Source organism: Candidatus Methylomirabilota bacterium (assembly GCA_035764725.1).
Taxonomy (GTDB): Bacteria; Methylomirabilota; Methylomirabilia; order Rokubacteriales; family CSP1-6; genus DASRWT01.
Genome location: DASTYT010000043.1, coordinates 1 through 14,541, shown reverse-complemented (window position 1 = coordinate 14,541; position 14,541 = coordinate 1). Strand labels below are relative to the sequence as shown.

20 protein-coding genes and 1 pseudogene are annotated in these 14,541 nt (G+C 71.8%); 14 read left to right on the top strand and 7 right to left on the bottom strand.

Annotation, left to right across the window (positions count from 1 at the left end; translation table 11 throughout):
* Positions 1–16: 16 nt before the first annotated feature.
* The 3 genes from VFX14_05855 to VFX14_05845 are packed head-to-tail and all read left to right on the top strand — an operon-like array spanning position 17 to position 2,168.
* Positions 17–1,096: a UDP-N-acetylmuramate dehydrogenase gene (locus tag VFX14_05855; GenBank protein ID HEU5189196.1), complete on the top strand. Its 1,080-nt coding sequence runs from the start codon at positions 17–19 to the stop codon at positions 1,094–1,096.
* Complete coding sequence (locus tag VFX14_05850) at positions 1,093–1,653, top strand: chromate transporter (protein ID HEU5189195.1); 561 nt, start codon at positions 1,093–1,095, stop codon at positions 1,651–1,653. The genes VFX14_05855 and VFX14_05850 overlap by 4 nt, the downstream gene beginning before the upstream one ends.
* Positions 1,653–2,168, top strand: a complete 516-nt coding sequence (locus tag VFX14_05845) for a chromate transporter (protein HEU5189194.1) — start codon at positions 1,653–1,655, stop codon at positions 2,166–2,168. Before VFX14_05850 ends, VFX14_05845 begins: the two co-directional genes overlap by 1 nt.
* 24 nt (positions 2,169–2,192) lie before the next feature.
* On the opposite strand, the gene VFX14_05840 is transcribed toward VFX14_05845, so the two are convergent.
* The gene (locus tag VFX14_05840; GenBank protein ID HEU5189193.1) at positions 2,193–2,927 is read right to left on the bottom strand and encodes a DUF1499 domain-containing protein; all 735 of its coding nucleotides are present in this window, start codon (positions 2,925–2,927) and stop codon (positions 2,193–2,195) included.
* A gap of 99 nt (positions 2,928–3,026) precedes the next feature.
* Between VFX14_05840 and VFX14_05835 the strand changes: the two genes are divergently transcribed.
* The 3 genes from VFX14_05835 to VFX14_05825 are packed head-to-tail and all read left to right on the top strand — an operon-like array spanning position 3,027 to position 4,589.
* On the top strand, positions 3,027–3,353 hold the full coding sequence (locus VFX14_05835) for a cupin domain-containing protein (GenBank protein ID HEU5189192.1): 327 nt from the start codon (positions 3,027–3,029) through the stop codon (positions 3,351–3,353).
* Entirely contained in the window at positions 3,353–3,709 is a 357-nt protein-coding gene (locus VFX14_05830) for a hypothetical protein (protein HEU5189191.1), read from the top strand. The genes VFX14_05835 and VFX14_05830 overlap by 1 nt, the downstream gene beginning before the upstream one ends.
* Positions 3,681–4,589 carry a DMT family transporter gene (locus VFX14_05825; protein ID HEU5189190.1) on the top strand — a complete coding sequence of 303 codons (909 nt, stop codon included), beginning with the start codon at positions 3,681–3,683 and terminating at the stop codon, positions 4,587–4,589. The genes VFX14_05830 and VFX14_05825 overlap by 29 nt, the downstream gene beginning before the upstream one ends.
* 541 nt (positions 4,590–5,130) lie before the next feature.
* Here the strand turns inward: VFX14_05825 and VFX14_05820 are convergent.
* A complete protein-coding gene (locus VFX14_05820; protein HEU5189189.1) occupies positions 5,131–6,168 on the bottom strand; it encodes an alpha-hydroxy acid oxidase in 1,038 nt (345 codons plus the stop codon).
* A gap of 163 nt (positions 6,169–6,331) precedes the next feature.
* Between VFX14_05820 and VFX14_05815 the strand changes: the two genes are divergently transcribed.
* Both VFX14_05815 and VFX14_05810 read left to right on the top strand, forming a co-directional pair.
* Positions 6,332–6,658 carry an NIPSNAP family protein gene (locus VFX14_05815; GenBank protein ID HEU5189188.1) on the top strand — a complete coding sequence of 109 codons (327 nt, stop codon included), beginning with the start codon at positions 6,332–6,334 and terminating at the stop codon, positions 6,656–6,658.
* A 34-nt stretch (positions 6,659–6,692) separates the two neighbouring features.
* Positions 6,693–7,022, top strand: a pseudogene (locus tag VFX14_05810) (FKBP-type peptidyl-prolyl cis-trans isomerase).
* Here VFX14_05810 and VFX14_05805 read toward each other — a convergent pair.
* Genes VFX14_05805 through VFX14_05790 form a run of 4 tightly spaced genes read right to left on the bottom strand, consistent with a single transcriptional unit; the run spans position 7,019 to position 9,398 of the window.
* The gene (locus VFX14_05805; protein HEU5189187.1) at positions 7,019–7,822 is read right to left on the bottom strand and encodes a sugar phosphate isomerase/epimerase family protein; all 804 of its coding nucleotides are present in this window, start codon (positions 7,820–7,822) and stop codon (positions 7,019–7,021) included. The pseudogene VFX14_05810 and the gene VFX14_05805 sit on opposite strands and share 4 nt — an antisense overlap.
* Before the next feature lie 16 nt (positions 7,823–7,838).
* Positions 7,839–8,039: a hypothetical protein gene (locus tag VFX14_05800; protein HEU5189186.1), complete on the bottom strand. Its 201-nt coding sequence runs from the start codon at positions 8,037–8,039 to the stop codon at positions 7,839–7,841.
* A 33-nt stretch (positions 8,040–8,072) separates the two neighbouring features.
* Positions 8,073–8,522 carry a nitroreductase family deazaflavin-dependent oxidoreductase gene (locus VFX14_05795; protein ID HEU5189185.1) on the bottom strand — a complete coding sequence of 150 codons (450 nt, stop codon included), beginning with the start codon at positions 8,520–8,522 and terminating at the stop codon, positions 8,073–8,075.
* A 15-nt stretch (positions 8,523–8,537) separates the two neighbouring features.
* Positions 8,538–9,398, bottom strand: coding sequence for an LLM class F420-dependent oxidoreductase (locus VFX14_05790; GenBank protein HEU5189184.1), 861 nt, complete (start codon positions 9,396–9,398; stop codon positions 8,538–8,540).
* 41 nt (positions 9,399–9,439) lie between these two features.
* Between VFX14_05790 and VFX14_05785 the strand changes: the two genes are divergently transcribed.
* Genes VFX14_05785 through VFX14_05770 form a run of 4 tightly spaced genes read left to right on the top strand, consistent with a single transcriptional unit; the run spans position 9,440 to position 12,084 of the window.
* Entirely contained in the window at positions 9,440–10,072 is a 633-nt protein-coding gene (locus VFX14_05785) for a CoA pyrophosphatase (GenBank protein ID HEU5189183.1), read from the top strand.
* Positions 10,073–10,097: 25 nt separating this feature from the next.
* Positions 10,098–11,180, top strand: coding sequence for a TlpA disulfide reductase family protein (locus VFX14_05780; GenBank protein HEU5189182.1), 1,083 nt, complete (start codon positions 10,098–10,100; stop codon positions 11,178–11,180).
* Entirely contained in the window at positions 11,177–11,659 is a 483-nt protein-coding gene (locus VFX14_05775) for a hypothetical protein (protein HEU5189181.1), read from the top strand. Before VFX14_05780 ends, VFX14_05775 begins: the two co-directional genes overlap by 4 nt.
* Positions 11,656–12,084: a nuclear transport factor 2 family protein gene (locus tag VFX14_05770; protein ID HEU5189180.1), complete on the top strand. Its 429-nt coding sequence runs from the start codon at positions 11,656–11,658 to the stop codon at positions 12,082–12,084. Before VFX14_05775 ends, VFX14_05770 begins: the two co-directional genes overlap by 4 nt.
* Here VFX14_05770 and VFX14_05765 read toward each other — a convergent pair.
* Complete coding sequence (locus tag VFX14_05765; GenBank protein HEU5189179.1) at positions 12,081–12,830, bottom strand: DUF3750 domain-containing protein; 750 nt, start codon at positions 12,828–12,830, stop codon at positions 12,081–12,083. The genes VFX14_05770 and VFX14_05765 overlap by 4 nt on opposite strands.
* Positions 12,831–12,845: 15 nt before the next feature.
* Here VFX14_05765 and VFX14_05760 point away from each other — a divergent pair, with 15 nt between their 5' ends.
* Together VFX14_05760 and VFX14_05755 are read left to right on the top strand one after the other, a co-directional pair.
* A complete protein-coding gene (locus tag VFX14_05760; GenBank protein HEU5189178.1) occupies positions 12,846–13,715 on the top strand; it encodes a MaoC family dehydratase N-terminal domain-containing protein in 870 nt (289 codons plus the stop codon).
* Positions 13,712–14,541, top strand: an 830-nt coding sequence (locus tag VFX14_05755) for an AMP-binding protein (protein HEU5189177.1), incomplete at its 3' end; no start/stop codon positions are given. The genes VFX14_05760 and VFX14_05755, both read left to right, overlap by 4 nt.

Here is a 14,541-nt window from a genome sequence, read left to right as displayed (position 1 = left end):
ATGCGAGAATGACCGCGTGGATCTCATCGAGAACGCCTCGCTGGCGTCGCGCACGACGCTGCGCGTGGGCGGCCCCGCGCGCTGGCTCGTCAAGGCGCGGGACGAAGCCTCCGTGCTCGACGCGCTCGACTGGGCGGCGGCGCGCGGGGTCACGGTGCGCGTGCTCGGCGGCGGCTCCAACGTGGTCGTGGCGGACGAGGGCGTGAACGCGCTCGTGCTCCAGATCGCGCTCCGCGGAGTGACCGTCGAGGGGCCGGGCCCGGCCACCGCGGGCGCGATCGAGGTGACGGCGGCCGCGGGGGAGCCCTGGGACGACTTCGTGCGCGCCACGGTCGAGCGCGGCTGGGCCGGCCTCGAGTGCCTCTCTGGAATCCCCGGCCTCGTGGGCGCGACGCCGATTCAGAACGTGGGCGCCTACGGTCAGGACGTGAGCCAGACTATCGCGCGCCTGCGGGTGGTGGACCGCCGCACCCGGCGTCCCGTGACCCTCGACGCGGCGGCCTGCCGCTTCGGGTATCGCGACAGTCTCTTTCGCAGCGCGGAGCCCGAGCGCTACGTGGTCCTTGCCGTCACGCTCCGGCTGGCTCCCGGCGGCGCGCCCACAGTCCGCTACGCCGAGCTCGAGCGCCACGTGGCCTCGCGCGGCGCGGGCGCGCCCACCCTCGCCGAGGTGCGCGAGAGCGTGCTCGCGATCCGCCGCGCCAAGTCCATGGTGCTCGAGGAGGGCGACGAGAACCGCCGCTCGTGCGGCTCGTTCTTCGTGAACCCGGTCGTCGGGGCCGGGGAGGCCGCGCGTGTGGCTGCGCTCGCCGCCCCGGGCGGTGGCATGCCGCAGTGGGCCGAGCCCGACGGGCGCGTCAAGCTTTCGGCGGCCTGGCTCATCGAGCGCGCTGGCTTCACGCGGGGCGAGCGCATGGGCGCGGTGGGTCTCTCCACGCGGCACACGCTCGCCATCGTGTGCCACGACGGCGCGCGCGCCGCCGACGTCGCCGCCTTCGCGCGGCGCGTGCGCGGGCGCGTGGCCGAGCGGTTCGGCGTGCGCCTCGCGCCCGAGCCAGTCTTCTGGGGCGCGATCGGGCTGGACGAGCCCGCGTGACCCGACCGAGCCTCGCGCGACTCACTGCGGTGTTCGCATGGATCGGCCTCGCCAGCCTCGGCGGCGGACGCAGCGCCTATTTCCACGACGCGCTGGTGGTGCGCCTGCGGTGGCTGCGCGACGAGGAGTTCCTCCAGGATCTGGCGGTGAGCCAGGTGATGCCCGGTCCCAACTTCTCCAATCTCGCGGTGGCGCTGGGCCATCGTCTGCGGGGCTATCGCGGCGCGGCCTGCGCGCTCCTCGCGCTCGTCCTGCCCGGGGGCCTCCTCTTCCTCGCCCTCGCCCTGCTCCTGCGCAAAGGCGTGGCCCCCGAGGCGGCCCACATGCTCGCCGGCATGGGAGCGGCGGTGGTCGGGCTCATCCTCATCATGACCTGGCGCATCCTGCGCGTGGGCCTTCGCGGGCGCGTGGGTGTGGTCCTCGCGGCGGGCACCTTCTTCGCGGTCGGGCCGCTGCGGCTGCCGACGTACATCGCCATCGCCGCGATGATCGTGCTCGGCCTCTGGCTCAACCGGCCGCGGGCTTCGGAAGCCCTCACGCCGCGCGAGTCGGACTGATGGAGCTCCTCCGCATCGCGTGGACCTTTCTCTGGCTCTCCTTCCTCTGCATCGGCGGCGGCCTCGGCATCGTGCCGGAGATCGAGCGCCAGGCCGTCACTGCGCATCAGTGGATCACCTCGCGCGAGTTCGTGGACGCCTACACCATCGCGCAGCTCACGCCGGGTCCCAACATGAAGATCGCCGCGTTCATCGGCTACGCCGCGCGCGGCCCCCTCGGCGCGCTGGTCGCCGCGGTGGCCATGTTCGTGCCGCCCGCGATCCTCACCGCGCTGGTCTCGCAGCACTGGGGGCGCTTCCGCGGGCGGCCCTGGGCGCTGGCGTCGGAGCGCACGCTCGCCGCGATCGGCATGGGGCTGATGGCCGGCGGCTGCTACACGCTCGCGCGCTCGGCCATTCACGACGTGCACGCCGGCGCGATCGCGGTGGGGGCGGCGCTCGCGTTGATGACGCTTCGGGTGTCCCCGCTGCCCGTCGTGCTCGCGGCCGGGCTCGTGGGCTGGCTGCTGGGCTAAGCGGCGCCCGGCATCCGTCCGGCGTCAGGTCAGGTGGCTACGGAGGTCGGTGAGGAAGGCGCGGATGCGCTTGGCGTTGGTGCCGAGATCGCTGCGCCCGATGCGCGACTTCGAGCGCACGTCCACGCGGCTGCCGGATCCTTCGGGCGTCACGCGGACCACCACATCGTCCTTGAAGCCGAACCACGGCGTGGTCGCGGTGGCTTCCAGCCGGCCCTCCGAGGTCACCACCGCGACGATCTCCCAGCCGAGCGCGCGGGCGGTGGCCTCGGCGGCGGCGAGCGCGCGATCGGGCGGCACGGACACGGTGGCGGGGCCGAGATCCGGGTAGCCGCGCTTCTGCGCGGCCGCCACCTCGGCGCCGTCGTAGTCGGGGGGATTGGGCGCATCGCGCCGCCGCTCGAGGATGGCGACGAACACCGGCGGATGCTCCGTGTCGGTGGTGATGTCGTGGATGCGCGGCACCGTGCGCGCCATCTTCTGGAAGCTCAGAGGCAGCCACGCCACCCCCGCCGCGATGGCGAGCGCCAGGACGGACAGGACCACGCCGGGCCACGCGCGGGCGACCGCGGCGAGGCCGACGCCTACCAGGGCGAGCACGCCCACGCCGATTCCCGCGAAGGCTGCCACACGCAGCACGCTGAATGAGGTCCCCACGCTCCACCAGCCCCAACGATAACCGAACCCGGAGAGGATGACGACGACGGCGCTCACGACGGCGAGGCCGAACGAGGCACGCGGGACCGCCCGGCTGACCATGAGGCCAGGATACCGCGGGAGAGCCATGCGCGCCTGTGCTAGTCTTCCCCCGCTTGAGTCCGCGGCCTGAAGTGTCCCCGCCACCCAAGGAGGTCTCGTATGCCCGAGCCGACCGCGCCGCGCGCGGTTCCCACCGTGCAGATCGACAACGATGCGGTGCGCGTCACTGAGTGGCGCTTCGCGAGGGGCGCTGCCACCGGCCATCACCGCCACGAGTACGCCTATGTCGTCGTGCCGATGTCGACGGGCCGCCTCGCCATCGAGACCAAAGACGGCGTGACCACCAGCGAGCTCGTCACGGGGCAAGCCTATTTCCGCGTCGCCGGCGCCGAGCACGACGTGAAGAACGCCAATCCGCAGGAGTTCGTCTTCGTGGAGATCGAGCTGAAGTCTCTCCCCCTCACCCCGCACGGAGGTGCCCGCTGATGCCCATCAAGACCCGCTATCTCTTCAGCGCCGCCATGGACGTGGAGCCCGCGAAGGACGCGCTCTTCAACGAGGTCTACGACACCGAGCACGTGCCCAACCTCCTCAAGGTGCCCGGCGTGATCGCGGTGGCGCGCTTCAAGACGCAGGAGCTCACGCTGTCGATCGGCGGCGAGAAGAAGCGCATCGTCATCGAGAACGAGCCGCGCTATCAGGCCCTCTACGAGATCGAGAGTCCCGAGGTGCTGGTGTCGGACGCGTGGGCGCGCGCCGTCGAGGAGGGGCGCTGGCCCGGCCAGGTGCGCCAGTACACCAAGAACCGGCGGCATGTCCTCTACGGCCGCCTCGGCAGCTGAGCCGGCTCCTTCCCCTTCTTCCCGCCGGGGAGAAGGTCGGGGTGACGGTCTCGCTCTCGTCGCGGCGGCCGCGCTCTTCTGGAGCCTGGGCGGGCTCCTCGCGCGGCTGGTCGCCACCGACGCGTGGACGACCGTCTTCTGGCGGTCCGTCTTCGCGGCACTGTTCCTGCTCGGCGTCACCGCGATGCAGGAGCGGGGGGCGACCTGGGCGCGGATCCGGGGGCTGGGAGCCGCGGGCGTCGGGATGGCGCTCTGCTTCGCCACCGCCTCCACGTGCTTCATCAACGCGCTCGCCTACACGACCGTGGCCAACGCCCTCGTCATCCAGAGCACGTCGCCGTTCATCGCGGCGCTCCTGGGCTGGGCGTGGATGGGTGAGCGCGTTCGCCGGCGGAGCTGGCTCGCCATGGCGGCAGCCCTCGGCGGCGCTGCGGTCATGGCTTCGCACTCGTGGGGTGCGGGCTCCATCCGTGGTGACGGCCTCGCGCTCGTGACGGCGATGGCCTTCGCGACGGCCATCGTGATCGTCCGGCAGCATCGCCACGTGCGCATGACGGCGGCGGCCGCCCTGGCCAACGTGTTCTCCGCGCTGTTCGCGCTGGGCCCCGCCCGGCCGACGCAGGCGAGCGCGCCGGACCTGGCCTTGCTCGCGCTCTTCGGCGCGGCGCAGCTCGGCTTCGGGCTCGTCCTCTTCACCGCGGGCGCGCGCCTGATCCCCGTCGCGGAAGCCTCGCTCATCGGGATGCTGGAGAACGTGCTGGGTCCGTTGTGGGTCTGGCTCGCGCTGGGCGAGACGCCGGCCGCCGCCACCTTGCTGGGCGGCGGGGTGATTCTCGGCGCGCTCGTCGTCCACACCGCACTCGACTGGCGTGAGGGCTAAGCGGGCGCGCCGCCGCGCCATTCTCACCTGGAAGTTCCTACCCGCTCCGGCCCGGCTCCGGTCCTCTCCGCGCCGAACTACGCGAATCCGCACCCCTCTGCGCCTGGGAACGCCCGTTGCAAAAGGGAACGTGCAGGGGGTGAGGACATGAACAACATCTTCTACATCATCGGCGTGGTCGTGGTGATCCTGTTCATCCTCGGCTATCTAGGGCTCCGTTGACGGGGAGGCGCGGCAGGGCCCGGCCGAGGAGGCTAGGGGTCCGGGTGGTGCGAGCCGCGTCATTCTCACCTAGAAGTTCTTACACGCTCTCGTCGTCGTCTCGCGCCCCAAGACGGCGTCGAAGTATATGAATTGCCGCTGGTTTGGGGCCAATCTCGGCCTTGGGAACGCCAGTTGCAATGTGACCGGGCAGTAAGGACAACAGGGGGTGGCGAGATGAATGTCCTCTACATCATGGGCGTTGCGTCCGTGGTTCTCTTCATCCTCGGGTTTCTGGGACTGGAGTGACGACGGCTGCCGGGGTGACGAGCCGTAGTCGTCAGTCCACCCGCATCACGTAGTCGGGCTCGAGCCCCTTCACGGTCGTCTGACCGGAGAGGGCGAGCGCAGTCGACATCTCCTCGCGCATGATCGCGCATGTGCGGGCCACACCCGCCGCGCCCTCGGCCGCGAGGCCCCAGAGCATGGTGCGGCCCACCGCGACGAGATCGGCGCCCCGGGCCAGGGCCTTGAGGACGTCGGTGCCGCGGTTGAAGCCGCCGTCAACCACGATGCTCGCCGCGCCGCCCACCGCGTCGACGATGGGAGGCAGCGCGTCGATCGTCGATTGCGTCTGATCGAGCTGGCGGCCGCCGTGGTTCGACACCCACACGATGTCGACCCCGTGCTCTACCGCGCGGCGCGCGTCCTCCGGCGTCATGATTCCCTTCACGCCGATCGGGAGCCGCACCGTTTTGCGCAGCCAGTCCACGTCGTCCCAGGTGAGCCGCGCCTGGTAGGACTGGTCCGGTCCGCGCGGGTTCGGCGCCTTCGCCATCGCGTCGCGCGGCACGTAGCGATTGACGATGTCGCGCTCGCGCCGACCGTACCATTGCACGTCCACCGTGAGACAAACCGAAAGATAACCGGAGGCCTCCACGCGCTTCATCAGCTCGCCCACCCAGCCGCGGTCGCCGTGGTGGTAGAGCTGGAACATCTTCGGCCCCGCGCCCGCCTTCGCCACGTCCTCCACCGGCCAGCCGGTGGCGCCGGAGAGGAATTGCAGCGTGTCGCCCTCGCCGGCGCCGCGCGCCATCTCGCAGTCGCCATCGGGATGGAAGAGGATGAGCCCGCCCATCGGCGCCACCGCCACCGGCCAGGACAGCGGGCGGCCGAGGAAGGTGGTGCCCAGATCGACCGTGCGCACGTCGACCAGCACGTTCTGGCGGATCGCAAGGCGATCGAGATGCGCGCGGTTGCGGCGCAGCGTGGTCTCGGTCTCGGCGCCGCCGTCGCCGAAGTTCCACTCGTCACGGGGGAGCTTGGCGCGGGCCGCATCGCGAATCTCGGGCAGGGTCACGTACTTGGGTGTCGTCATGGGGGTGACGATACGACGAACGGGTAGCGACGCACAACCGCCTCGCTTCGCTCGGACCATCTTGATATCCGCTCGCCTTCGGCTGCGGCTCGCCAAGCCACCCGCCTTGACAGGCGCCGCCGCCGGCGCCTAGCATCGGCCCGCGCCAAGGAGGGCGTCTTTCATGCTCTACGAGCTCCGGACCTATCACGCGATGCCGGGCCGCCTGCCCGATCTCAACCGCCGCTTCGCCGAGATCACCATGGACTTCTTCAAGAAGCACGGGATCCAGGTGGTCGGCTTCTGGACCAACGAATTGGGGGGGCCGTCCGATCAGCTCCTCTACATCCTGGCCTGGGAGAGCCTCGCCGATCGGGAGAAGAAGTGGAGCGGGTTCTTCAGCGACAAGGAGCGCCTCGCCAAGTTCGCCGAGACGGAGAAGAACGGTCCGCTGGTGCGCAAGCTCACCGCGCACATCCTCCGTCCCACCGCGTATTCCCCCATGCAGTAGGCGCGCCGCCATGGGCGACGAGCAGATCTCGCGCAGCGCGTCCGGGCTCGGCTGGGTCGAGCTCCGCGAGGGGACCGGAGTCAGCCCCTCGCCGGGCCAGACGGTGAGCGTGCACTATACCGGGTGGCTCGAAAACGGCACCAAGTTCGACTCGTCCCTCGACCGCGGCCAGCCCCTCGAGTTCCCCGTCGGGCGCGGCCGCGTGATCCGCGGCTGGGACGAGGGTGTGGGCAGCATGAAGGTGGGCGGCAAGCGCAAGCTCATCATCCCGGCCGCGCTCGGCTACGGCGATCGCGGCGCGGGCGGTGTGATCCCGCCGGGGGCGACGCTGATCTTCGAGGTGGAGCTGCTGGGCGTGCGCTAGGGCAGGACGGCGCGCGCCGCGGCCAGCCCTTCGCGCGCGACGTCTTCGGCGGGCCGCGCCCATGCGGCGGGATTGGGCGCCTCATAGCTCAGCGGCCCGCGATAGCCCTTCCCCGCGAAGGCCGCGAAGAGCTCGCGGATCGGCGCCACCCCCCGACCCGCGGGCAGGCGGTTCAGCATATCCTTGGGATCGAGCGCACCGCGAGGCACGTCGCTGAACTGCACGTAGACGATCTCCTCGGGTGTCACGTCGTCGACGTCCTTCACGCTGCCCCCGCTGCGCTGGATGTGATAGGTGTCCAGCAGGAGCCCGCACGCGGGATGGCCCGCGCGCGCCACCAGCTCGCGCATGCGCGCGATCGTGTTGAGCTGGGCCGCGCCGTAGCTGAACTCGAAGGCGAGGCGCACGCCGTGGGATGCGGCGATGGCCGCGGCCTCCCGCACGCGCTCGGCCATCGTGGGCAGGGCGCCCTGGCCGGGCCCCACCGCGCTCATCACGCGGGGACAGCCCAGCGCGGCGGCGGCGCGGCACGACTCGTTGAACACCCCCAGCAGGCGCGTGAGCTCGGCGCCGTCCGCGTACACCCAGCCTAGTTCCACGCCGACGCACGCGACGCCGAGACCCGAGGCCCGCACCCAGCCGAGCACCTCTTCGTCGGTCTTGCCGGCCTCGCGCGCGCGCAGGAAGTCCACCCGGCGCAGCTCGACCGCGTCCCAGCCCGTGCGGCGGGCGATCGCGAGGACGTCGGCGAGCGGCGTCGAGTCGAGCGTCCAGGTGTGGAGCGCGAGCGGGAGGCTCACCTGGCCGCCGCGGGGGTCAGGACAGCGGGTAGCGGAAGGGGGCCCAGCCGATTCCCGTGACGGGCTGCGGCGTGTAGGTCCCGGCGGACGCCTTCGACGGCGTGGCCGCCTTCGACGGCGTCGCCGTCTTGGCCTTGGCCGGCGCCTTCTTCGCCGCCGGCTTCTTCGGCTGCGACTTCTTCGAGACTGCCTTCTTGGCGGGCTTCTTCTTTTTCATGGCGCGGAATCTACACCAATTCCCGCGCGGCGGTCAACGCGTGTCGGGCGGGGCGGATCCCAGGAGGAACACGGGATGCCGCGGCGCCTCCGCGACGAACGCCTCGAGGGGCGAATCGGGACGCACGTCGAAGTAGGGCCGTGTGATGGGCACGTCCTTGATGTAGCGCCGCAGCACCGGCGCGCTCTCCTCCGGGCTCAGGGGGCGCGCCGTCACCGCCTCCACCCGTTGGCCCCGCGCGAGCGTCGCGCGCCCCGCCGCTCGCAGGTTGCGCACCCACGCCACCTCGCCGTACGGCGCGACCAGCCAGCGATGCCCTTCCATCTCGACGAGGGTCACCGGCGTGGAGAGCGGTCGGCCGGTCTTGCGACCGGCGACGGTCAGGAGATAGGTGCGCGGCGGCCCGAGCCCCAGGCGCAACAGGCCACGGACGAGGGTGTTGGCGAGGCGCCGCGCGGCGCCGAGGCGATACGTCGCGGCCACGGTGCGTCGCCGCGCTCAGACCTTGCCGACCAGCTCGGTCCCGGCCCGCCGCACGAAGGCCTCCAGGCCGGCGACGTCGAGATCTTTGGGGGGCCGGATGATCAGGCGGTGGAAGCCGAGCGCGGCAAATTCCCTGGCCGCGGCCAGATCGAGGCCGTAGCCGCGAGGCGTGAGGGAGAGCTCGAGGGGGCCGAGCGCGGGCGGGCGCGGGACGCGCGCGGCGGCCTCGCGAAGGCCGGCCAGCGCGGTGGCGGCGCCGGCCGCGTCGAGCCCGAAGCCGTACCAGCCATGCCCCCGCGTGACGGCGCGGCGAAACGCGGAGGCGCTGCGCCCGCCCACCACGATGGGCGGGCCCGGGCGCTGCACCGGCTGGGGATGCGCCTGGACGTCCGAGAATGCCGCGAAGCGGCCCTTGTAGGCCGGCCGGTCCTGGCCCCAGATCGCCTGCATCGCCTCGACGTACTCGTCGGTCACGGCGCCGCGCTGGGCGTAGTTCGCGCCGATGGCACGGAACTCGGGCTCGAGATAGCCGACGCCGATGCCGAGGATGAGGCGGCCGCCGGAGAGCACGTCGAGGCTGGCCAGCTCCTTGGCGAGCACCAGCGGATTCCGCTGCGGCATGATGATGATGCCCGTGCCGAGGCGCAGGCGCCCGGTGTGGGCGGCGAGCCAGGTGAGCGCGACGATCGGGTCCAGAATGTGGTCCCGCGGGGCCATCGGCGACGGCGGCGCCTGCGGGTCCGGCAGCACCACGTGCTCCCCGCACCAGAGCGACTCGAAGCCGGCGGCCTCGGCGGCACGCGCCACGCGGGCAGCCCCTTCCGGATGACTGCACGCGTCCTGATTCATCGAGAAGAGCCCGAGCTTGATGGCCATGACCTTGACACTACTCCGCTTCTGCGGTGTCGTGCAGGGGTATGTCCTCCATCACCCACCGGTTCGACGAGGCGCTGCGCGCGCGCGCGCGCCGCCACCTCGACGCCTTCGAGCGGCGCGGCGCCGAGGCCGACGGGCTGCGCCCGGCGGCGGTGGCGGTGGTGCTGCTGCCCGACGCGGAGGGGCGCGCCTGCTTCCTGATCACCCGGCGCGCCGCGGGGCTGCGCGCGCACGCTCGTCAGTGGGCGCTGCCGGGCGGCCGGCTCGACCGGGGCGAGCGCGCGGTCGATGCCGCCTTGCGCGAGCTGCGCGAGGAGGTCGGGCTCACGCTCGGGCCCGAGACGGTGCTGGGCACGCTGGACGACTACGGCACGCGTTCTGGCTTCCTCATCACCCCGGTGGTGGTATGGGGCGGCGCGGAGGCGGCGCTGGCGCCGAACCCCGCCGAGGTGGCGAGCGCGCACCTCGTGGCCTTCGACGAGCTGGAGCGGCCCGACGTGCCGCGCCTCGTCTCGATTCCCGAGAGCGACCGGCCGGTCATCCAGCTCCCGATCCTCGACACCTTGGTGCACGCGCCCACCGCCGCCGTCGTCTACCAGACGCGCGAGGTCGCCATCCACGGCCGGCCGACGCGCGTGTATCATTTCGAGCAGCCGGTGTGGGCGTGGCGTTGACGCGCCCCCGGCAAGGAGCCCGCGCATGACCGACACTCGCTTCACGATCATCGACGACGGCCGGCCCGCGGAGGTGCCCGCGCGCGTGCGCGACGACCAGGTGCGCCTCACGCCCCAGGCGCTCGAGCAGGCGCTGGGGTGGACGCTCAAGCCCGAGGGCCTGTGCCGCGCGAACGTGTGCGTGCCGCTCCGTGCGCGGGCCTCGGTGGAGACGGCGGAGGGCGTGGATCTGGCCGGCGTGGCGAGCGCGCTGGGCCGTCCGCTTGCGGTGGACGTGGAGGCGCGCGCGGCGTATCTCGGCGTGAGCGCCCAGGAGCGCGGGCAGCGCCTGGAGTCCCTCGAGGCGCCCGACTTCACGCTGCCCGACCTCGAGGGACGGCTCCACTCGCTGCGCGAGCAGCGAGGCAAGAAGGTACTGCTGGTCGCCTACGCCTCCTGGTGAGGGTGCCGCCTCGACCTGCCGGTCTGGCAGGCGGTGCAGGAAGAGCTGGGGAGCCGGGGCTTCGCCGTGATCACGGTTGCGCTCGACAAGTCGGCGGAGGCCGCGCGGCCGTGGATCGAGGCGTCGAAGCCGTCCTCGCCCGCGGCCATGCACGTGGCGCTGATCGACACCGAGCATCGCCTGGCCGATCTCTACAACATCGTCAACGTGCCCACGGTGTTCTGGATCGACGAGCGGGGGCGTATCGTGCGGCCCAATGACGTCGCCTTCGGCACCGACACCTTCACGCACATCACCGGGCTCGAGTCGGCGCGGCACCTGGGCGCGCTCCGCGCGTGGGTGAAGGGCGAGGCGCCCGCGCTGCCCGCCGGCCCCTCCGCGCGCGAGCTCCTGCCGGGCGTCACCGCCGAGCATCAGCAGGCGCGGGCGGAGTTCGGCCTGGGCGAGTGGTTGCATCGCCAGGGGCAGGTGGAGGCGGCGGCGCGCCACTTCGTGCGCGGCGGCGAGCTAGCGCCGCACGACTTCACGATCCGCCGCGGCACCATGCCGATGCGCGGCATCGATCCCATGGGGCCGGAGTTCCGCGCCATGCTGACGGACTGGGTGGGGAAGGGGAACGCCTACTATCTCCCGCTCGCCGACACCAAGGGCGCCGCCCCGCAGTGAGAAAAAACCTCTTGGTGGTCTGCCATGCCAACACCGCGCGGAGCGTGATGGCCCAGGTGCTGCTGGAGAAGATGCTGGCGGAGCGTGACGCCGATCACGGCTACCGGATCCGCTCCGGCGGCATCGCCACCTACGCCCGCGACGGTATGCTGCCCTCGCTGGATGCCCGGCTCGCGCTGAAGGAGATCGGCGTGCACCTCGCCGAGGACGATATGACCTCAACCGATCTCAAGCGCCACCGGCACCTCATCGCCGAGGCGGACCTGATCGTCACGATGACGACCCTGCAGAAGCAGATGCTCGCCGCCTTCGAGGAGGCCCGCGGCCGCACCATCGTCACGCTCCGCGAGCTGATCGACGAGGAGGGCGACATCGAGGACCCGGCGGGCCAGGGCGAGGAGGCCTTCCGCATCAGCCGCGACGAGATCCTGCGCTGCCTGGAGAAGGCGGTGCCTCGTCTGCTCGAGGAGATGCCATGAGCATCGTGCGCCAGTTCGCCGACGCCTTCAATGGAGGTGACGTGAAGGCCCTCGTCGGGCTCTTCACCGAGTCCGGCTCGTACGATGACCTCTTCTTCGGCCCGCACAAGGGGCACGCCGCGCTCCGCGAGATGTTCGAGCGCATGTTCCACGAGGGCAAGGGCTATCACTGGCAGTTCGACATCGTGGTCGAGGACGGCCGCCGCGCGGCAGGGGAGTGGCGCTTCTCCTACACGGTGTCGGACGCGATTCCCCGCAGCGCCGGCCGTCCCGTGCGTTTTAAGGGGATGAGCGTGTTCGACCTCGAGGGCGGAAAGATCGCCGCCTACCGCGAGTACGCCGACACGGGCGTGGCGCTGCTCCAGCTCGGGTTCAAGCCCGAGGGTCTCGCCAAGGTGCTCGCCAAGCGCGTCCCCGCCGCCTAGGGGAAGCCCAGGCGCCCCACCGCGGGCAATCGGAGGGCGGGGCGGTTCCAGTCGAGGCCGAACGAGAGGCCCAGCATGTTCACCTCGACGCCCTCCTCCCAGCCGACGAGCAGACCTCCGAGCCCGAGGAGCGAGAGCTGCACGCCGGTGCCGCTCGGCGAGCGGCCCACCACGTGGCCCCCGATGAGGAAGTCCTTGCCGATGGCGGTGGGCGGCAGATCCAGCCTGAGCTCTGGCACCTCGCGCCCGATGTGGGCGAGAAACGTATTGCTGTTCGGGCCCGGCCAGGAGCGATAGCGATCCGGGTAGGGATAGGCCTTGATCGCCGCCTCCACCTTGTCGATCAGCGCCTCGACCTCGAGCCCGCGACGATCCACCAGGCGATTCGGCCGGCTCCCGAACCAGTAATTGTCCGGCCCCGCGCGGTTGACGCGGATGGCGGGCCGGCCGTACTCCACGCCCCAGCCCATGACCTCGTAGCGGGTGTAGGCGCCCGCGCCGGCGCGCTTCACCGCGATCCACGTGTGCACGGCGACCAGCCCGCGCCAGCCCACGGTGCGCGCGGCATACACCTGGATGACGGGCTCCGGCGTGGTCGCGGGATCGGGCGCCTGGCCGGTGGGCTCGGTGATGAGCGAGCGCCAGTCGCCGCTCGCCCGCTCCAGCGCGGCGCAGCCCGCCCCCGCGAGGAAGAGGGGGAACGCAAGCCCGGCCAGGAGGACGAACGCCGCGAGCCGCCGCGGCATGCTAGTGTTCCGGGCATGGCGAAGACCGAGCTGGACCTCGACAGTCTGAAGACCCACATCGGCCGGCGCCAGGAGTCGACGGACGTCGTCACGCCGGCCCCGGCGAACCTCCTGCGCCTGACCTTCGCCCGGCCCGAGCGCGAGCTGGCGGCAGGCGATCTGCTGCCCCCGGGCTGGCACATTCTCTACTTCCTGCCGCGCTACGGCCCCGACGAGCTCAGGCCGGACGGGAGTCCCCGCGACGCCGGCGTGGTTCCCCCCATGCCGCTGCCGCGCCGCATGTTCGCGGGCGAGCGCTTCCGCTTCCACCGGCCCATCCGGGTGGGCGAGACCCTGCGCCGCGTGACCGAGCTGGCGGACATCTCCGCGAAGGCCGGCGGCACCGGCACGCTCGTGTTCGCCACCGTGCTGAGCCGCATCCTCGGCCCGGACGGGCTGGCCGTGGAGGAGGAACGTCGGACGGTGTTTCGTGAAGAGGTGAAGGCGGGCGAGCGCAATCAGGCGCCACGCCGCGAGGAGGCCCCGACGGACGTGGCGTGGCGCCGGCGCATCGAGCCCGATCCCGTCCTCCTGTTTCGCTTCTCCGCGCTCACGTTCAACAGCCATCGCATCCACTACGACCGCGCGTGGGCGATGGACGTGGAGGGATATCCCGACCTCGTCGTGCACGGCCCGCTCACCTCCACGCTCCTCCTCGACTTCGCGCGCGACTCGAATCCGGGGCGCATCTTCCGCGCTTATACCACGCAGGCACGGGCTCCGCTGTTCGCCGACGCATCGTTCGAGCTGCGCGGCCGGCCCACCGCCGACGGACGCGGCTGCGAGCTCTGGGCGGTCACCCCCGCGGGCACGGTGGCGATGAGCGCGCAGGCCGAGCTCGGGTGAGCGAGGAGACCCCGCTCGGCGCCCTCGTCGGCCGCCTGGCGGCGGCCGCCCCCGTCCGCCCCGCGATCACGTGCGGGTCGGAGACCGTCTCCCGCCGGGACTTCGAGGCACGAACCAACCGGCTGGCGCGCGTGTTCCAGGCGCGCGGGGTCACGCGCGATTCCTTCGTCACCATCGGGCTGCCCAACGGGATCGGCTTTTACGAAGCGGTCGTGGCGACCTGGAAGCTCGGCGCGACGCCCCAACCCATTTCTTCTCGCCTCCCGGCGGTGGAACGGAGCGCGATCATCGAGCTGGCGAATCCGTCCCTGGTCGTCGGTGTGGATCCGCAGGAGGCGCCGGGCCGGGCCACGGTGCCCGCCGGTTTCGTGCCGCCCACCTCCACGTCCGCCGAGCCGCTGCCCCCCGCGATCGCCGCGTCGTTCAAGGCGCCCACGTCGGGCGGGAGCACGGGCCGCCCCAAGCTGATCGTGGCAACCCAGGCCGCGGTGTGGGAGGCAGTGTCGCCCTTCGCGACGCTGCTGCGCATTCCCGCGGACGGTGTGCACCTCGTGACGGGGCCGCTTTACCACAACGGGCCCTTCATCACTTCGCTGCTGGCCCTCCTCCGCGGCAATCACCTGGTGGTGATGCCGCGCTTCGACGCCGCCGAGTGCCTGGACCTCATCGAGCATCATCGCGTCGACTGGATGTACGCGGTGCCGACGATGATGCATCGCATCTGGCGGCTGCCCGAGAACGAGCGCACGGCGTTCGACGTGTCCTCGCTGCGCGTGGTGTTCCACATGGCGGCGCCCTGTCCGCCGTGGCTCAAGCAGGCGTGGAT

What these genes read in the sequence shown, in the direction of transcription:
- VFX14_05845 (HEU5189194.1), top strand. Translation starts at nt 1,653, where the DNA reads ATGGAGCTCCTCCGCATCGCGTGGACCTTTCTCTGGCTCTCCTTCCTC.
- VFX14_05840 (HEU5189193.1), bottom strand. Translation starts at nt 2,927, where the DNA reads ATGGTCAGCCGGGCGGTCCCGCGTGCCTCGTTCGGCCTCGCCGTCGTG.
- VFX14_05835 (HEU5189192.1), top strand. Translation starts at nt 3,027, where the DNA reads ATGCCCGAGCCGACCGCGCCGCGCGCGGTTCCCACCGTGCAGATCGAC.
- VFX14_05830 (HEU5189191.1), top strand. Translation starts at nt 3,353, where the DNA reads ATGCCCATCAAGACCCGCTATCTCTTCAGCGCCGCCATGGACGTGGAG.
- VFX14_05825 (HEU5189190.1), top strand. Translation starts at nt 3,681, where the DNA reads ATGTCCTCTACGGCCGCCTCGGCAGCTGAGCCGGCTCCTTCCCCTTCT.
- VFX14_05820 (HEU5189189.1), bottom strand. Translation starts at nt 6,168, where the DNA reads ATGACGACACCCAAGTACGTGACCCTGCCCGAGATTCGCGATGCGGCC.
- VFX14_05815 (HEU5189188.1), top strand. Translation starts at nt 6,332, where the DNA reads ATGCTCTACGAGCTCCGGACCTATCACGCGATGCCGGGCCGCCTGCCC.
- VFX14_05800 (HEU5189186.1), bottom strand. Translation starts at nt 8,039, where the DNA reads ATGAAAAAGAAGAAGCCCGCCAAGAAGGCAGTCTCGAAGAAGTCGCAG.
- VFX14_05790 (HEU5189184.1), bottom strand. Translation starts at nt 9,398, where the DNA reads ATGGCCATCAAGCTCGGGCTCTTCTCGATGAATCAGGACGCGTGCAGT.
- VFX14_05785 (HEU5189183.1), top strand. Translation starts at nt 9,440, where the DNA reads ATGTCCTCCATCACCCACCGGTTCGACGAGGCGCTGCGCGCGCGCGCG.
- VFX14_05770 (HEU5189180.1), top strand. Translation starts at nt 11,656, where the DNA reads ATGAGCATCGTGCGCCAGTTCGCCGACGCCTTCAATGGAGGTGACGTG.
- VFX14_05765 (HEU5189179.1), bottom strand. Translation starts at nt 12,830, where the DNA reads ATGCCGCGGCGGCTCGCGGCGTTCGTCCTCCTGGCCGGGCTTGCGTTC.
- VFX14_05760 (HEU5189178.1), top strand. Translation starts at nt 12,846, where the DNA reads ATGGCGAAGACCGAGCTGGACCTCGACAGTCTGAAGACCCACATCGGC.